Annotated in this window: 11 protein-coding genes; 6 read left to right on the top strand and 5 right to left on the bottom strand. The window is 70.7% G+C overall.

All coding sequences use genetic code 11. The features are described 5' to 3' along the window. Positions 1-50 precede the first annotated feature (50 nt). On the top strand, positions 51-2,846 hold the full coding sequence (locus tag FDA94_RS33895; RefSeq protein ID WP_137251148.1) for an AbfB domain-containing protein: 2,796 nt from the start codon (positions 51-53) through the stop codon (positions 2,844-2,846). Between the two features lie 4 nt (positions 2,847-2,850). Here FDA94_RS33895 and FDA94_RS33890 read toward each other — a convergent pair whose 3' ends face one another. Further along, positions 2,851-3,291, bottom strand: a complete 441-nt coding sequence (locus tag FDA94_RS33890; protein WP_137251147.1) for a MarR family winged helix-turn-helix transcriptional regulator — start codon at positions 3,289-3,291, stop codon at positions 2,851-2,853. Further along, the gene (locus FDA94_RS33885; protein WP_170991243.1) at positions 3,284-4,543 is read right to left on the bottom strand and encodes an FAD-dependent oxidoreductase; all 1,260 of its coding nucleotides are present in this window, start codon (positions 4,541-4,543) and stop codon (positions 3,284-3,286) included. Before FDA94_RS33885 ends, FDA94_RS33890 begins: the two co-directional genes overlap by 8 nt. A gap of 105 nt (positions 4,544-4,648) precedes the next feature. Between FDA94_RS33885 and FDA94_RS33880 the strand changes: the two genes are divergently transcribed. Continuing rightward, on the top strand, positions 4,649-5,548 hold the full coding sequence (locus tag FDA94_RS33880) for an ATP-binding cassette domain-containing protein (protein WP_137251145.1): 900 nt from the start codon (positions 4,649-4,651) through the stop codon (positions 5,546-5,548). Then, positions 5,545-6,321, top strand: coding sequence for an ABC transporter permease subunit (locus FDA94_RS33875; protein ID WP_137251144.1), 777 nt, complete (start codon positions 5,545-5,547; stop codon positions 6,319-6,321). The genes FDA94_RS33880 and FDA94_RS33875 overlap by 4 nt, the downstream gene beginning before the upstream one ends. 41 nt (positions 6,322-6,362) lie before the next feature. Here the strand turns inward: FDA94_RS33875 and FDA94_RS33870 are convergent, their stop codons facing one another. Both FDA94_RS33870 and FDA94_RS33865 read right to left on the bottom strand, forming a co-directional pair. Continuing rightward, positions 6,363-9,410 carry a DUF11 domain-containing protein gene (locus FDA94_RS33870; protein ID WP_137251143.1) on the bottom strand — a complete coding sequence of 1,016 codons (3,048 nt, stop codon included), beginning with the start codon at positions 9,408-9,410 and terminating at the stop codon, positions 6,363-6,365. 129 nt (positions 9,411-9,539) lie between these two features. Then, positions 9,540-10,004: an SMI1/KNR4 family protein gene (locus FDA94_RS33865; protein ID WP_137251142.1), complete on the bottom strand. Its 465-nt coding sequence runs from the start codon at positions 10,002-10,004 to the stop codon at positions 9,540-9,542. Positions 10,005-10,117: 113 nt separating this feature from the next. Between FDA94_RS33865 and FDA94_RS33860 the strand changes: the two genes are divergently transcribed. From FDA94_RS33860 to FDA94_RS39600, 3 genes are all read left to right on the top strand, one after another. Then, positions 10,118-11,068 carry an RNA polymerase sigma factor gene (locus FDA94_RS33860; protein WP_137251141.1) on the top strand — a complete coding sequence of 317 codons (951 nt, stop codon included), beginning with the start codon at positions 10,118-10,120 and terminating at the stop codon, positions 11,066-11,068. Between the two features lie 110 nt (positions 11,069-11,178). Next, positions 11,179-12,021, top strand: a complete 843-nt coding sequence (locus FDA94_RS33855) for a GNAT family N-acetyltransferase (protein WP_212735629.1) — start codon at positions 11,179-11,181, stop codon at positions 12,019-12,021. 125 nt (positions 12,022-12,146) lie between these two features. Next, entirely contained in the window at positions 12,147-13,514 is a 1,368-nt protein-coding gene (locus FDA94_RS39600) for a hypothetical protein (RefSeq protein WP_170991242.1), read from the top strand. Positions 13,515-13,542: 28 nt separating this feature from the next. On the opposite strand, the gene FDA94_RS33845 is transcribed toward FDA94_RS39600, so the two are convergent. Beyond that, positions 13,543-14,004: a hypothetical protein gene (locus FDA94_RS33845; protein ID WP_137251140.1), complete on the bottom strand. Its 462-nt coding sequence runs from the start codon at positions 14,002-14,004 to the stop codon at positions 13,543-13,545. Positions 14,005-14,062: the final 58 nt, after the last annotated feature.

Raw genomic sequence — 14,062 nt, 5'->3', positions numbered from 1 at the left:
ACCGTGGTGCAATGTGATCGCTTGCGAGCCCCCACCCTTGGAGAGGCGTCATGCGTACACGAGGAGTGCTCTTAGCCGTCCTGTTCGCGGTCCTGTTCACCGCCCAGCCCGCCCACGCGATCCCGGCGAAGATCCCGCCGCTGTCGACGCCGTGGACGGGCCAGGCCCTCACCGGAACGCCCCTGCCCGACTACCCCCGCCCGCAGATGACCCGCCCCGACTGGCAGAACCTCAACGGGGAGTGGCAACTGCGCCAGTCGGCGACCAACGACGCCCCGCAGTTCGGGGTCACGCTGCCCGAACGCGTCAACGTCCCGTTCGCCGTCGAGTCGGCCCTGTCGGGCGTCATGCGCCCGGCCGACGACAACCGCTACTACCTCTTCTACCGGCGCACCTTCACCGTCCCGCCGGCGTGGACCGGCCGCCGGGTGCAACTGCACTTCGGCGCGGTCGACTGGGAGGCGAGCGTCTGGGTCAACGGCCGCGCGATGGGCACCCACCGGGGCGGCTACGACCGCTTCGAGTTCGACGTCACCGACGCGCTCAACGGCGGCGTGAACGAACTCGTCGTCAAGGTGTACGACCCGACCGACTCGGCCCACGGCGGCAGCCACCCGCTGATCGGCAAGCAGACCCGCACCCCGTCGAACATCTTCTACACCCCGGTCTCCGGCATCTGGCAGACCGTCTGGCTAGAACCCACCCCGGCAGCCTCGATCTCCAGTGCCGACCTGTACGCGAACCTCGCCACCAACACGGTGCGGGTCCGCGTCTTCACGCGCGGGAACGTCGGCGGCCACACCGTGCTCGCCGAGGCGATGAACGGCGCGACCGTGGTGGGCACCGCGACCGGCGGCTTCACCGAGTTCAGCGTCCCGGTCCCGAACGCCCGCCGCTGGACCCCCGACGACCCGTTCCTCTACAACCTGCGCCTGACCCTCCGGAACGCCTCGGGCCAGACCGTCGACCGGACGACGCACTACTTCGGCATGCGCGAGGTCGGCACCCGCCTGGTCAACGGCGTCCTGCGCCCGACTCTCAACGGCGAGTTCGTCTACCACCTCGGCACCCTCGACCAGGGCTACTGGCCCGACGGCCTCTACACCGCCCCGACCGACGCCGCCCTCGCCTTCGACCTGCAGAAGCACAAGGACCTCGGCTTCAACATGGTCCGCAAGCACATCAAGGTCGAGCCGCAGCGCTGGTTCTACCACGCCGACCGGCTGGGCCTGCTGGTCTGGCAGGACATCCCGTCGATGACGGCCGCCAACAAGGACGTCTCGGCCGCGGCCGCCGCCCAGTTCGAGACCGAGGCCCGCGAGATCGTCGACGAACACCGCAGCTCACCGGCGGTGGTGACGTACGTGCCGTTCAACGAGGGCTGGGGCGAGTGGAACCTGGCCGACACCCGGCGCATCATCCAGAACCTCAAGAACCAGGACCCCACCCGCCTGGTCAACGGCCACAGCGGCTTCAACTGCTGCGCCAGCCTGGGCGACCCCGGCAACGGCGACATGATCGACTGGCACGCCTACACGGGCCCGGACGCGCCTGACCCGTCCGCGACCCGGATCTCCATTTTGGGCGAGTTCGGCGGCCTGGGCCTGCGCACCCCCGGCCACGAGTACAGCCCGCACGGCGGCTTCTTCGCCTACGAGCAGCAGTCGAGCGCCGCCCAGCTCAACGACCGGTACACCGGGATGGTCCGCGACCTGCGCGAACTCGTCGTGAAGAAGGGTCTGAGCGGCTCGGTCTACACCGAGATCACTGACCTGGAGGGCGAGTACAACGGGCTGCTGACCTATGACCGCCGCGTCCAGAAGGTCGACACCGCCCAGGTCCGCGCCGCCCACCAGTCCCTCCTGGCGCTGGCCCGCAACCAGAACGCGACGCCCAACCTGAAGGCCGGCCACGTGCGGTCGTTCCGCGTCACTACGGCGGGATACACCGACCGCCACCTCCGCCACGCGAACTCCCTGGCCCGCACCGACGTCCTGACCACGGGCAGCGGTGACGCCCCCCGCCAGGACGCCTCGTTCCGCACCGTCCCGGGCCTCTCGGACCCCCGCTGCTACTCCTTCGAGTCGGTCAACCTCCCGGGCCGCTACCTGCGGCACGCCAACTCGATCGTCCGCCTGGACGCCGACACCGGCGGCCCCTTCGCCGCCGACGCGACGTGGTGCTCCCGCCCGGGCCTGTCCGGCAGCGGGACGTCCTTCGAGTCGGCCAACTTCCCCGGGGCCTATCTGCGCCACCACGCCGACAACGTCTACCTGGCCCGCGCGAGCGGCCCCAACCCCTTCGACGGCGGCGCGACCTTCGCCGCCGACGCGACCTGGGACGTCGCCGCCCCCGCCCTGTGGCGCAGCAGCGCCCTGCTCCCGGTGGACGTGCGCCGCTCGCTCCAGGTGCAGACATGGGGGTTCACCAACCGCTACCTGCGGCACGCCGACAGCCTCGGCTTCACGGAGGTCGTCGACGCCGGAAGCGGCGCCCTGCTGAAGAACGACGCGACGTGGACGATCCGGCGCGGGCTGGCCGACACCAGCTGCTACTCACTGGAGTCCGTGAACTTCCCCGGACGGTATCTGCGGCACGCGGCCTCCCGGGTCCGCATGGACGCCGATGACGGAAGCGCCCTCTTCGCCCAGGACGCGACCTGGTGCGCGCGGACCGGACTGCAGGGCGGGGGAGTGACCCTGGAGTCGATCAACTATCCCGGGTCCTACCTGCGGCACTTCGATTCGCAGGCATGGTCGGCGAACGGGACGGGCGGGACCTGGAACCGCCCGCAGATGGTGACGGCCGACAGCACGTGGAATCTGGCGGCCCCCTGGGCGCCGTGACCGGTCATCGGGACAGGGCGGCGCGGACGGCGCGCAGCATCCGGATCAGCTCGGCGGCGTCCGCGTCCGACAGCCCGATGTTGGCCGGACGGTTGAAGGCCGCCACCGCAGGGAGCACGCGGTCGAGGAGCGCCCGGCCCGCCGGGGTGATCCGCAGGGCCGCGCGGCGACCGCGGCCGCCCGGCCCGTCCCGCTCGACGAGGCCCCGGTCGATCAGGGTGAGGGCCACCTCGCCGAGACTCTGGGGCCGCACCATGATCGCGCGGGCGAGTTCGGCCTGGCTGAGGTCGTCGCCGTCGGCGAGCGAGGCCAGCACGCCGAACTGGATCGGGGTGAGCCCGACCGTGCCGAAAACCTCGGCGAACCCCCGGGTGACGAGATAGGAGGTCTGGATCAGCTCCCACAGCGGGAGGTCCGGCTCGCCCCCCGGCCACGCCTCAGGCATCGCGGTTCCCGGACAGGACGCGGCCCAGCCGCGCGGCGGCGGCGACGGCGGGCAGGGCGATCCGGGCGGCCCGGGTGCCCGCCGGGGTGGCGAGCCGCTCCACCCACCGCAACGGCTGGATCGACGTGCGCACGGCCTCCCCGGCGTAGGCGGCCATCCGTTCGTGGAAGCGGTGCACCGCCCGCGGGATCGTGGACTCCCCGGCACGGACGAGGAGGAGCTCCTCGGCGAGCACGTCGGCGTCGCGGATCGCGGTGGCGGCGGCCATGCCGCCGGTGGGCGGCATGGCGTGCACCGCGTCGCCCAGCGCGGTGACGGCCCCGGCCGGCCACGGGGTGAGGTCGGCGGCCGGATCGGCGGCGTGGAAGCCGAAGAAGGCCGCCGAACCGGGGTCGGCCGCCCGCACCAGGGCGCGCACGTCCGCGCTCCACCCGCGCAGCAGGGAGTCGGCGAGCCGGATCAGCCCGGCGCCGTCCAGCTCCCGGGGCCGCACGGGGAAGACGCCGTCTGGCGCCAGCACACCCCAGATCAGCGAGGCGGGCTCGGTGATCGCCGCGATCCCCGTGCAGTCGGAGGGATCGACCGCGCCGGAGTCGGGGTCGTGGCGGGTGAGGAAGGCCCCGACGCCGCCGGGCCCGAACGCCAGGGCGGGCCCCGGCGACAGCAGCGCGGGGACCAGCGGCCGCGTGCCGGCGGTGAGAAGGGTGCGACCCGCGATGGAGCTCACCCCGGCGGGGGAGGACGTCGGCCGTCCGGCCAGCGCGTGCGCGACGCGCGACCCCACGCCGTCGGCGCCGACCAGCAGGTCGCCGTGGTCGGTGCCGCCGTCGGCGAAGTGGGCGGTGACCGTGCCGTCGGGGTGGGCCTGGTGCCCGGTGAACTCCGACCCCAGCCGCAGCGCGGCATCCAGGCCGTGAGCCAGCAGCCGCCGCAGCGGGACCCGGCCGATCATCAGGATCTCCGCCGCCGGATCCTGCGGTTCGGCGAACAGCAGGCGCATCCGGTGGTCGGCCACGGCGAACCGCGTGAACGCCTGCGGCCCGGCCGAGCTGGCCAGCAGCGCCCGGTAGTGACCCGGCGCGAGGTGGCGGCGCAGCGCGGCGCAGGCGCGGTCGTCGAGATGCAGCCGGTATCCGCCCGTGGACTCCACGGCCCGGTCGCGCTCGTGCACGACCACCTCGATCCCGTGGCGGGACAGCGCCTGGGCGAGCGTCAGCCCGCCCATCCCCGCCCCGATCACCAGAACCCGCAAGATCCACCCCATATCAGGTACCTGATAGTTACCTATAAGCTACCTGATACACCATGACCATTCCGACGTGTCCGGCTCCATCCTCCGTACCGGAAGGACTGGAAAGTGATCGAGATCATCGGTCTGACCAAGCGCTACGGCACCAGAACCGCGGTCGACGACCTGACGTTCACCGTCAGGCCCGGCCAGGTCACCGGATTCCTCGGGCCCAACGGCGCGGGCAAGTCGACGACCATGAGGGCCATCCTCGGTCTCGACCGGCCGGACGCCGGCGGCGTGACCGTCAACGGCCGGGGATACGCGGGCCTGTCCCGCCCGATGCGCGAGGTGGGCGCGCTCCTGGACGCCCGCGCGGTGCACCCCCGCCGCACGGCGCGCAACCACCTGCTGTGCCTCGCCCAGACCAACGGCATCTCCGCCGCACGGGTCGACGAGGTCCTGGCCCTGGTCGGGCTCGAATCGGTGGCCCGGAACCGGGCCGGCGGCTTCTCCCTGGGCATGGGCCAGCGGCTCGGCATCGCGGTGGCGCTGCTCGGCGACCCGAAGGTGCTGCTGTTCGACGAGCCGGTCAACGGCCTCGACCCCGAAGGCATCAAATGGATCCGCGAACTGATGCGCGGCCTGGCCGCCGAGGGCCGTACGGTCCTGGTCTCCAGTCACCTCATGAGTGAGATGGCCCAGACGGCCGACCATCTCATCGTCATCGGCCGGGGCAGGCTGATCGCCGACATCGGCGTCACCGAGTTCGTCCGCCAGGGCCAGAACGTCCTGGTCCGCGCCGAGGGGCAGGAGTCCCTCATCCACCGCTTGGCCGAGGCCGGCGCCACCGTCACCCCGGGGGCCGACGGCGCCCTCATCGTCACCGGGCTTGAGGCCCGCGAGATCGGCCGGTGCGCTCTGGACGCCGGAGTGGTGTTGACGGAGTTGACCCCCCAGCGTTCCCTGGAGCAGGCGTACATGGATCTGACCCGCGACAGCGTCGAGTTCCAGACCAGCGCGGCATGAGCGCGGCCTTCGCGGACACGGTCCGCTCGGAGTGGACCAAGTTCCGCACCATCCCGGCCAACGTCCCCACCCTGCTGTCGGCCGTGGTGCTCATGGTCGGCGCGGGCGCCCTCACCGCCAACGGGGCCGCCGAGAACTACCGGGCCGGTCGCGCCCTGTTCGACGCCACCTACATCAGCATGTACGGCGGCTTCCTGTTCGCCCAGATCACCGTCGGGGCGCTGGGCGTGCTGGTGGTGACCCACGAGTACGCGACCGGCCTGATCCGGACCAGCACCACCGTCGTCCCGCGGCGCGGCCGGCTGCTGGCGGCCAAGGTCGCCACCTACGGGCTGATCGCGCTGGCGATGGGGCTCGTGTCCAGCTTCGGGGCCTACACGCTGGGGCAGACGGTGATCGCCGCCGGGGGCGCGCCGGCCGCCTCCCTCTCCCAGCCCGGGGTGCTGCGGGCGGTCACCGGGATGGGGCTGATCTGGGCGCTGGTCGGCCTGGTCGGGGTGGCGCTCGGGATTCTGCTGCGGGCCACCATGGCGGCCACGACCGTGCTGGTGGCGGTGAACTTCATCATCCCCGTCATCGGGCCCCGGCTGCTGCCGGACGCGGTGGGGGACTGGGTGACGACGTACTGGCCCATTTCGGCCGGCCTGCAGATCACGACCACCGTGCAGAACCCCGAACGGGTGGCGCCGTGGACGGGCCTGGGCGTGATGGCGGGGTTCACCCTGGTGCTGCTGGCGGCGGCGTTCGCCGTGTTCCGCTCGCGCGACACCTGAGTGAGGGCCTCCCGGCACGTGCCGGGAGGCCCTCGTCTTCGCTAGTAACGCTCGCTCAGCCCGGTGTTGATCTCGTCGAGCAGGAGTGAGGCGTCGAGGTAGCGGATCGTGTTCTGGAGGTCGGCGGGCAGCTCCAGTGTCGCGAACGTGTGGCGGACGGCGCCGCCCACGGTCGTCACGTCGAGCTTGTGGGTGACCAGCGAGCTGACGCGGGTCGAGGCGTTGATCCTCCGTTCGCTCAGGTTGAGCAGGGTGGTCAGCAGCTTGGTCTTCAGCGGCTTGGGCTGGAGGCCGATCGCCGTCAGGGCGCCCAGCGCCTCCTGGTCGGAGAGCCGGCCGTCGCCGTCGGCGTCGAAGCGCTGGTCGGTGGCCTGGACCCGGGCCAGGAACTCGGTGGTGCGGGCGTGCGGGTGCAGGGTCCAGTAGACGGTCGTGCGCGGGTCGCGGCCGGGGCTCGCCTCGGTGACGCCGGTGCCGCTGGTGGCGGTCGCGGGGTCGTACCCGCAGCCCTTGCCGTTCTTGTACGTCGCCCTGGCGTTCCCGGTCAGGGTCGCGCCCGCCGTGAAGAGCAGGCTGGGCCGGGCGGTGTACTCGACGGTTCCGCTCTGGGCGGCCGACAGGGAGCCGAGGGTCCAGGTCAGCGTGGTGGTGCCGTCGGCGTTGCGGGTCACCGTGCCGGGCCGGGGGCCGGCGCCCTGGTCGAGGGCCTGGCTGTAGTAGACCTCCTTGGGCAGCGTGTCGGTGATCACGGTCTCCTGGGCGGTCGCGCCGCCGGTGTTGCGCGCCGTGAGGGTGACCTTCACGGCCTCGCCCGCCTTGACGGTGGCCGGGACCGCCCTGGTCAGGGTGAGTTTCGGGGCGTGGACGGTGGTCTGCGCGGTCCCGCTGTTGTTGGCGGTGTTGGCCTCGGCCCCTCCGGCGGTGTCCTGGGCGGTGACCGTCGCCCGGTTGGTGATGACGGTCCCGTCGGCGGTCGTGCACGGGATGGTGGACGTGAACGTCTCCGTGGCGGTGTTGCCGGGCGCCAGATAGGGGATCGAGCGCGTCTCCGGGGTGTCGGTGACGGCGAGCCGGTAGGCGCCGCCGGGGCCGGCGTTGTCGAGCTTCACCCGGTAGGTGAGCTGCTCGCCCGGTTCGGCGTCGGCCTTGTCGACGGTCTTGGTGAGGGCGATGTCGGGGTCGTACTGGTTGAAGAACGCGATCTCCTGGTTGGCCACCGTGGCGTAGTCGAGCTCCTCGCCGTTGCCCAGGCAGGAGGGCGAGGCCGTCAGGTATCCGCTGCACGCGGTCGTGCGGACGTCGGGCGACTGCGCGGCCCGGTAGCGCAGGGCGGCCCAGTCGTCGTGGTCGGTGAAGGTGTTGTTGGTCCCGCTGGCGTTGAGGTCGACGTTGACCGTCGTGGGCTCGAAGATCGGCGCGCCCGTGGTCGCGTCGACGGTGTCGTTCCAGTTGAGCGGTCCGTTGCCGGGCCCCGACCGCAGCGGCCGGAGGGTGCTCGCCGGGTCGCGGAGGTTGTCGGTGTACCAGAAGGTGTGGTCGGCGCCGTCGCGGATGCCGACGTTCTCGTCCAGCGCGTTCTCCACCAGCTGCGGCAGGTCGCCGTCGGAGAAGTCGAGCCGCACCGCGCCGACCCTCCAGTTGGCCGTGTCGTCGACCAGCAGCGGCGGCGGGCTGTTCGGGATGCCCGTCTGGAAGAAGTAGTTCATGACGCTCAGGTAGTTGGGCTTGTACTGGACGCCGGAGTCGCCGCCGTGCGCCAGGTTCAGGGCGTGGCCGAGTTCGTGCATGATCGTCCCGGCCTGGTCCTGGACGGTGCCCAGCTGGGCGTCGGCGGCTCCGGTGCCCGGCGTGAGCACCTGCCGGTCGGTGGGGTCGGTGCTGGTCGTGTCGCAGGTGCGGTCGGGGCCGACGCCGATGACCCTGCCGTTCGTGACGTCGTCGTCGACGGCGGTGGTCTGCAGCATGCCGTCGCCGCCGTAGTCGACGCCGTAGTCCACCACGCACTGGGTCCGCCAGGAGCCGAGGGTGACGATGAAGTCCTTGTTGTTGTCCCTCGTCGGCTCACAGCACTGGCCCGAGACGCCCCGCCTGACGGTCCCGCTGCCCACGACCAGGTCGTGGGCCATCATCCCGTAGTGGGCGTAGGGGGCCAGCTCGGCGGGAAGGTTCGCGGTGCGCGCGTTCCGGTAGTCGTTGTCGTCGTTCAGCCCCATCGTGTCCTGCTCGGCGATCTGGACCCCGCGGCGGTGGACGAACTCGATGCCGTCCTGGCGCGGTCCCACGTAGGGGCAGGAGGCCGCGGGCTCGACCGGCGCGTCCTCGAAGGCGTTCCTGACCAGCGTCATGGCGTCGTTCTTGGGCTCGTGGCTGTGCCCGCCGGCGGCCATCCAGTCGAGCTGCAGGATGATCGTCTTACGGCACGGGTCGGTGGGCCCGACCAGGACGTCGCCGGCGGCGTTCCGGATGCCGGAGAGCTCGACGACGTCGGGGATGCCGTCACCGTCGGTGTCCGGCGTGGTCACCTCGACGCTGACGGCGATCCGGGTGATGCGGCCGTCGTTGTCCTTCGGGAAGCCGTGGTCGCCGTCGCCCTGGATGCAGTACTGCCCCTGGTCGACGCCGGAGGAGTTCACGCACGGCGCGGCGGCCGGGATGCCGTCGCCCGAGAGCGTGCGCGTCCGCAGGTCGTAGACCAGGTTCAGTTCGACGTCCTGGTCGATCGGGCTGATGTCCATCCGGTCGTCGTTGCCGTTGAGGAAGCTGTCGTAGTCCCACATCGTGACCGTGATCGGCACGGTCGGGACGTCGCCCGGCAGGTCGCTCTTGGTGAACGTCCACCCGTTGGGCGACTCGGGCAGCCCGAGCGGGCTGAACTCGTCGTCCTCGATCCTCGGCCCCTGGTGCAGCGGCCCGTCGGCGATCCGGACGCGCGGGAAGTAGTCGCCGGTCCCGTCGGCGTTCTCGATCTGTTTGAGGTAGTCGATCCTGAAAGTCAGCGAGATCGGCGGCCCCGCCGCCCACGCGGGCACCGCCGACAGCAACGACAGCATCAGCGCGGCGACGCTCACGATCGCCAGACGTCTTCGCATGGTCCCCTCCTGAAGGTGCGCTCAATCGGGGATCCTGCGCGGCCGACGGGACCGCGTCTTGAGTAGGGCCCTACCTGATCGGTCCCCAGGGGGGATAGCCGTAGCCCGCGCTCACCCGGCGCCGTCGACTCAGTGTGCGTATCGCATTCTCAGCTCATCCATTGCGAGGTCCCAGAAAGACCTGTAACGGTTGGCCCCCGGAAGCCATGGCGCGAGATACCACGCTTCCCATTCGCCTTCAGCGGTGCTGACGCGGGGATTGAGGAGAGCCACTCCGTCATCCCAATATCCGGCCAGAAGGGAGTCGGGCACGCTCCTCTCCGTCGTGGGCGCTGACCAGCTCTCGGCCGTCGAAGGATCGACATCCCGGAGCCAGCCGATCTCCTCGACCCGCAGTAGGCGGCAGTCGTCGTCGCTGCCCCAGCCGTCGGTGAACAGAAGGAACTGCCGATAACTCGGCGGCAATTCCACACCGAGCCGCTCTTCAAGCCCACGGATCTCCGCTTCGGTGGCCGGAGAATGCAGATCCCCGAGTGGGCTGACCGCCGGGTGTCCCGAAGGAAAGCGTTCAGACCATGCGTACCGGGAGCTCATGGCGCCCGAAGATATCCGGTTTCTACCGGGTGCGACCCACACGTCGCCGGTGACCCGCGAGTCTGACAGTCGGGCGGCAGACCCAGTCACATGGTGTCAATACGCTGAAAGGCATGGACAACGCCCTACTCACCGAGACCGACCTCGTCCGCGAGGCGCAGTCGGGCGATGTCCACGCACTCGGCCTGTTGCTGGCCACGCATCAGGCGGACATGCTGGCGGTGGCGTACAGCATCCTCGGATACCGTCCTGACGCCGAAGACGCCGTCCAGGAAGCCGTCTTGATCGTGTTGCGCCGAATCGGAGATCTCCGCGATCCGGCGGCCCTGAGGCCGTGGCTGCGGGCGATCGTCCGCTCGGCCTGCCTGATGCAGGTGCGCGGCACGAAGCCCATACCCGTCGAAAAGGTCGAGACCCTGCTCCTCTCTCGTGTTGATCGCGATCCCGAGGGACTCCTGAACCGCTACGCCCTGCGGGACTGGGTGTGGCACGCCTTGGACGAGCTGTCACCACGCCTGCGTCTGGTGACGCTGCTGCGCTACTTCACCGACATCACCTCCTACGAGCACATCGCGCAGGTGTGCGACGTCCCTGTCGGCACGGTGCGCAGCAGGCTCAGCCAGGCGCGGGCCAAGCTGTCGGAGGCGCTGCTGGCCACGGCGGGCCTGCCCCACGGCGACATGACGGTCCCGATCGAGCGGCGCCGCAGACAGGCCGAGGAGACGATGCGGGCCGCCCGCGACGGCGCGTTCGGGCAGGCCTTGTCCGACCTCTGCCTGCCCGAGGTGGAGATCACCACGATGAAGGGCGCGCGCACGAAGGGCGTCGACTACCTGCTGGGGGCGATGAACCGCGACCTCGCGATCGGTGTGCGGCAGCGCGTCGCCGACGTCGTGATCGGCCGTGACGTGGTCATCTGGGAGAACCGGCTCATCAGCCCGCCCGACGATCCCTTCCACTGCCCGCCCACCGTCGTCTGGGTGAATCACCTGGTGAAAGACCGCGTCCACAAGATCCGGCTGTTCCATCCGCGTCCCCGCCGGGATGTTCCGCAAGCCGAGTAGCCGGAAATCGAACTTTCCGCCCCGATCGCTGCATCTTGCCTGTGTCAGGTCCCCCAGAGCGCGCACCGGCGGCTGGGGGACGTCCGCGACATCCAACGGGGAAGATCAAGTTGTATCTGGATCAGACCGCCCTGGCCGAAGGCGCCGAGGCGGAGTTCATGTACCTCTACCAGTCCGGCGCACCATCGTCGGTGCGGACCGAGCTCGGCGTCACGACCACGCGCATCGGTGGAGGCGTTGCCCTCTCGATGCGCGACGACCCGACGAACTTCTGGAGCAAGGCCCTGGGGTTCGGCTTCGAGGAGCCGGTCACCCACGCACTCGTCGACCGGATCCTGGACTTCTACCGCGGGGAAGGCAGCGACGGCGCGACCCTGCAGATCGCTCCCTCTGTTCTGCCGTCGAACTGGGACGACATCCGCACCAGGCACCACCTGCGCGAGGGCGGGCGGATCGTGAAACTGTGGTGCCCGATCGACGTCTTCAGCCCCGGCGCGACCGACCTGCGCGTCGGACCCGTCACCCCTGAAGACGCCCGGGAGTGGGCCTCTGTCGTGCTCCGCGGCTTCGGCATGCCGGAGAAGGGGATCGCGGAAATGCTGGTGGCCGGAGTGGAGCATCCGTCCACCCGGCCCTTCGCGGCCTGGGACGGCGATCGCATGGTCGCCGGCGCGAACCTCTTCCTGCACGGCGAGGTCGGCTCGCTGAACACCGGCGCGACCCTTCCCGAGTACCGCAACCGCGGAGCCCAGTCGGCTCTGCTGGCGATTCGCGCCAAAGAGGCCGCGAACGCCGGCTGCCGCTGGCTCGTCGCCGAAACCGGGCAACCGGCGGAGGGCCAGGTCAACCCGTCGCTGAACAACATGATCAGGTCCGGGCTCCGGCCGCTGTACACCCGGCAGAACTGGCTCTGGCGGCCTGACGCCGCCCCTTCGTCAAACGGCGAGACCTGACCGGAAAGGGACGGCGAGCAGGAGATCATCAAAGCCCGATCGCGTTGAGAACTGTCCTATCAGCCAGGTGTGCCCGCTTGTCTGGAGGTAAGGAGAGCCCCTTTCGGCGGTATCGGGAGGGCGCCATGGTCATCGTCCGGCGAGAGGTCACCACCACCCCCGCGGTCCTGCTCGCGGGGGTGGCGCTGCTCTACCTCGCCGCCCAGCTCCTCATCCCCACCCTCGGCATGGGAATCGGCTGGGACGAGGCCGTCTACGCCTCGCAGTACGCCGCCCACGCGCCGCCCGCCGTCTACTCCGCCCCACGCGCACAAGGGGTGCCGCTCCTCGTCGCCCCGATCGTGGCGATCACCGACGAGGTGGTCGTGCTGCGGATCTGGCTGACTCTGATCTCCTCCGCCGCCCTCTTCGGCGCCTTCGCCGTCTGGTTGCGGGTCAAGAACCACTGGGTCGTCCCGCTGGCCGCCCTGCTGCTGGCCGGATGCTGGCTGTCCCTCTTCTACGGCAACCAGGCGATGCCCAACCTCTACGTCGCGCTGGGCGCGGTCGCCGCCACCGGCTTCCTGCTGACCGGAACCCCGCTGGGCCTGGGCGCCTCCATGGTGGCCGTCTCGCTCATGCGCCCGACCGACGCGCTGGTGCTGGCGGTCCCGCTGGCCGCCTACGCCCTGTGGCAGCGGCAGTTCCGGGAGCTGGCCGCGCTGGTTGTGGGGCTGGGGATCGGCTGGGCCCAGTGGATGGCCGAGGCGATCGTCCGGTTCGGCGGAGTCACCGAACGCCTGGGGGCAGCCGGAGAGCACAACGACACCGGTCTGACCAGCACTCTGGGCGAGCAGGCCGGCGCCCTCGACGGCCCGGCGTTGTGCCGCTTCGGGGTCGAGTGCGGCGGCGTGTCCCCCGTCCTGCTCATCTGGTGGATCGCGATCCCGCTGGCCACGGCCGCGGGCCTGTGGGCGGCTCGGCACACCGCATGGTTCCGCCCGCTCGCCCTGGCCACGGCCACGGCCGTGGCGATGGCCCTGCCGTACTTCTTCTACGTCGACTACGCCGCCCCGCGCTTCCTGCTCCCGGTGTACGCCCTGCTCGCCCTCCCCATCGCGAACGCGGCGCGGCTGGCCCTCCTACCGGTCCTGGCCGGTGTGGCCGCCCACCTGATCCTCCAGGGCGCCGTCGCCGTCGCCATGTCGTCGGACACCCGCGCCGAACGCGACGTCATGAACGCCGCCGCCGAGGAACTCAGGCCCCGGATCGAGGGGCCGTGCGTGATCTACGGACAGGGCGGCGCCCAGCTCGGCTACCTGCTGGGCTGCGAGTCGCAGGCCATCGCCCAGCGGTTCGACGACACCATGCCCGCGCGCATCCAGGAGTTCAGGGAGCGCGGCTACGACCTCATCGTGACCCACCGGGGCGTCAAGCCGCCGGCCTACACCGACGACTGGGAAGCGCAGAAGCTGCCGGGACCGTGGCGGGCACGCTTCGGCGAATCCTCCTGACGGACGAGCCGGGCATTTGCGGATTCGCCTACTGAGGCCAGAACTGCAGCCGGTAAAGCTCGATGTCCCGGGGCGGGCCGGATTCCCAGGTCGCCTCGTCGGGGTTGCCGATCCTTATCTGGATGGCCCGGAGGTTCCACCAGTTCTCGCGTCTGCCCAGATCGAAAACGTCATGGGCCTCATCGGTCATCAAGGTGGCTAGGCGAAGCCTGCCCGAACTCGAGAAGAAGGCGCCCGACCACTGCCACGCCTCCTCGTCCGGCGGTGGCGGGGCGGCATCCCAGAGTTCGAACCGCACCTCGGTGAGATGGTCGGAATAGCCGGTGCTCACCAGGGCGCCGTTCATGACCGGCTGGAACCATTCCTCGTCGTCGAAGGAAAGGTCGTACGGGCTGGGTTCGCCCGGGGGGACACCGTCGGCGCCGTCGATGTCGAGGACCAGGAACTGGCCGTATTGAACGGTGACGACGTCACTGAAGTTCGCGCGCAATGCTGTTTCCCGCTTCGATCGGACGCCCGGTGGCGGACCGTGTCCGCCACCGGGCCGG

This window comes from Herbidospora galbida (assembly GCF_005233835.1).
In the GTDB taxonomy this organism is placed as follows: domain Bacteria; phylum Actinomycetota; class Actinomycetes; order Streptosporangiales; family Streptosporangiaceae; genus Herbidospora; species Herbidospora galbida.
The sequence above is the reverse complement of the archived record's forward strand: the minus strand, read 5'-3'. Positions and strand labels throughout refer to the sequence as shown.

Excerpts from the sequence above, each read along its gene's own strand:
- FDA94_RS33895 (WP_137251148.1), top strand. The coding sequence starts at position 51 with ATGCGTACACGAGGAGTGCTCTTAGCCGTCCTGTTCGCGGTCCTGTTC.
- FDA94_RS33890 (WP_137251147.1), bottom strand. The coding sequence starts at position 3,291 with ATGCCTGAGGCGTGGCCGGGGGGCGAGCCGGACCTCCCGCTGTGGGAG.
- FDA94_RS33875 (WP_137251144.1), top strand. The coding sequence starts at position 5,545 with ATGAGCGCGGCCTTCGCGGACACGGTCCGCTCGGAGTGGACCAAGTTC.
- FDA94_RS33870 (WP_137251143.1), bottom strand. The coding sequence starts at position 9,410 with ATGCGAAGACGTCTGGCGATCGTGAGCGTCGCCGCGCTGATGCTGTCG.
- FDA94_RS33865 (WP_137251142.1), bottom strand. The coding sequence starts at position 10,004 with ATGAGCTCCCGGTACGCATGGTCTGAACGCTTTCCTTCGGGACACCCG.
- FDA94_RS33860 (WP_137251141.1), top strand. The coding sequence starts at position 10,118 with ATGGACAACGCCCTACTCACCGAGACCGACCTCGTCCGCGAGGCGCAG.
- FDA94_RS39600 (WP_170991242.1), top strand. The coding sequence starts at position 12,147 with ATGGTCATCGTCCGGCGAGAGGTCACCACCACCCCCGCGGTCCTGCTC.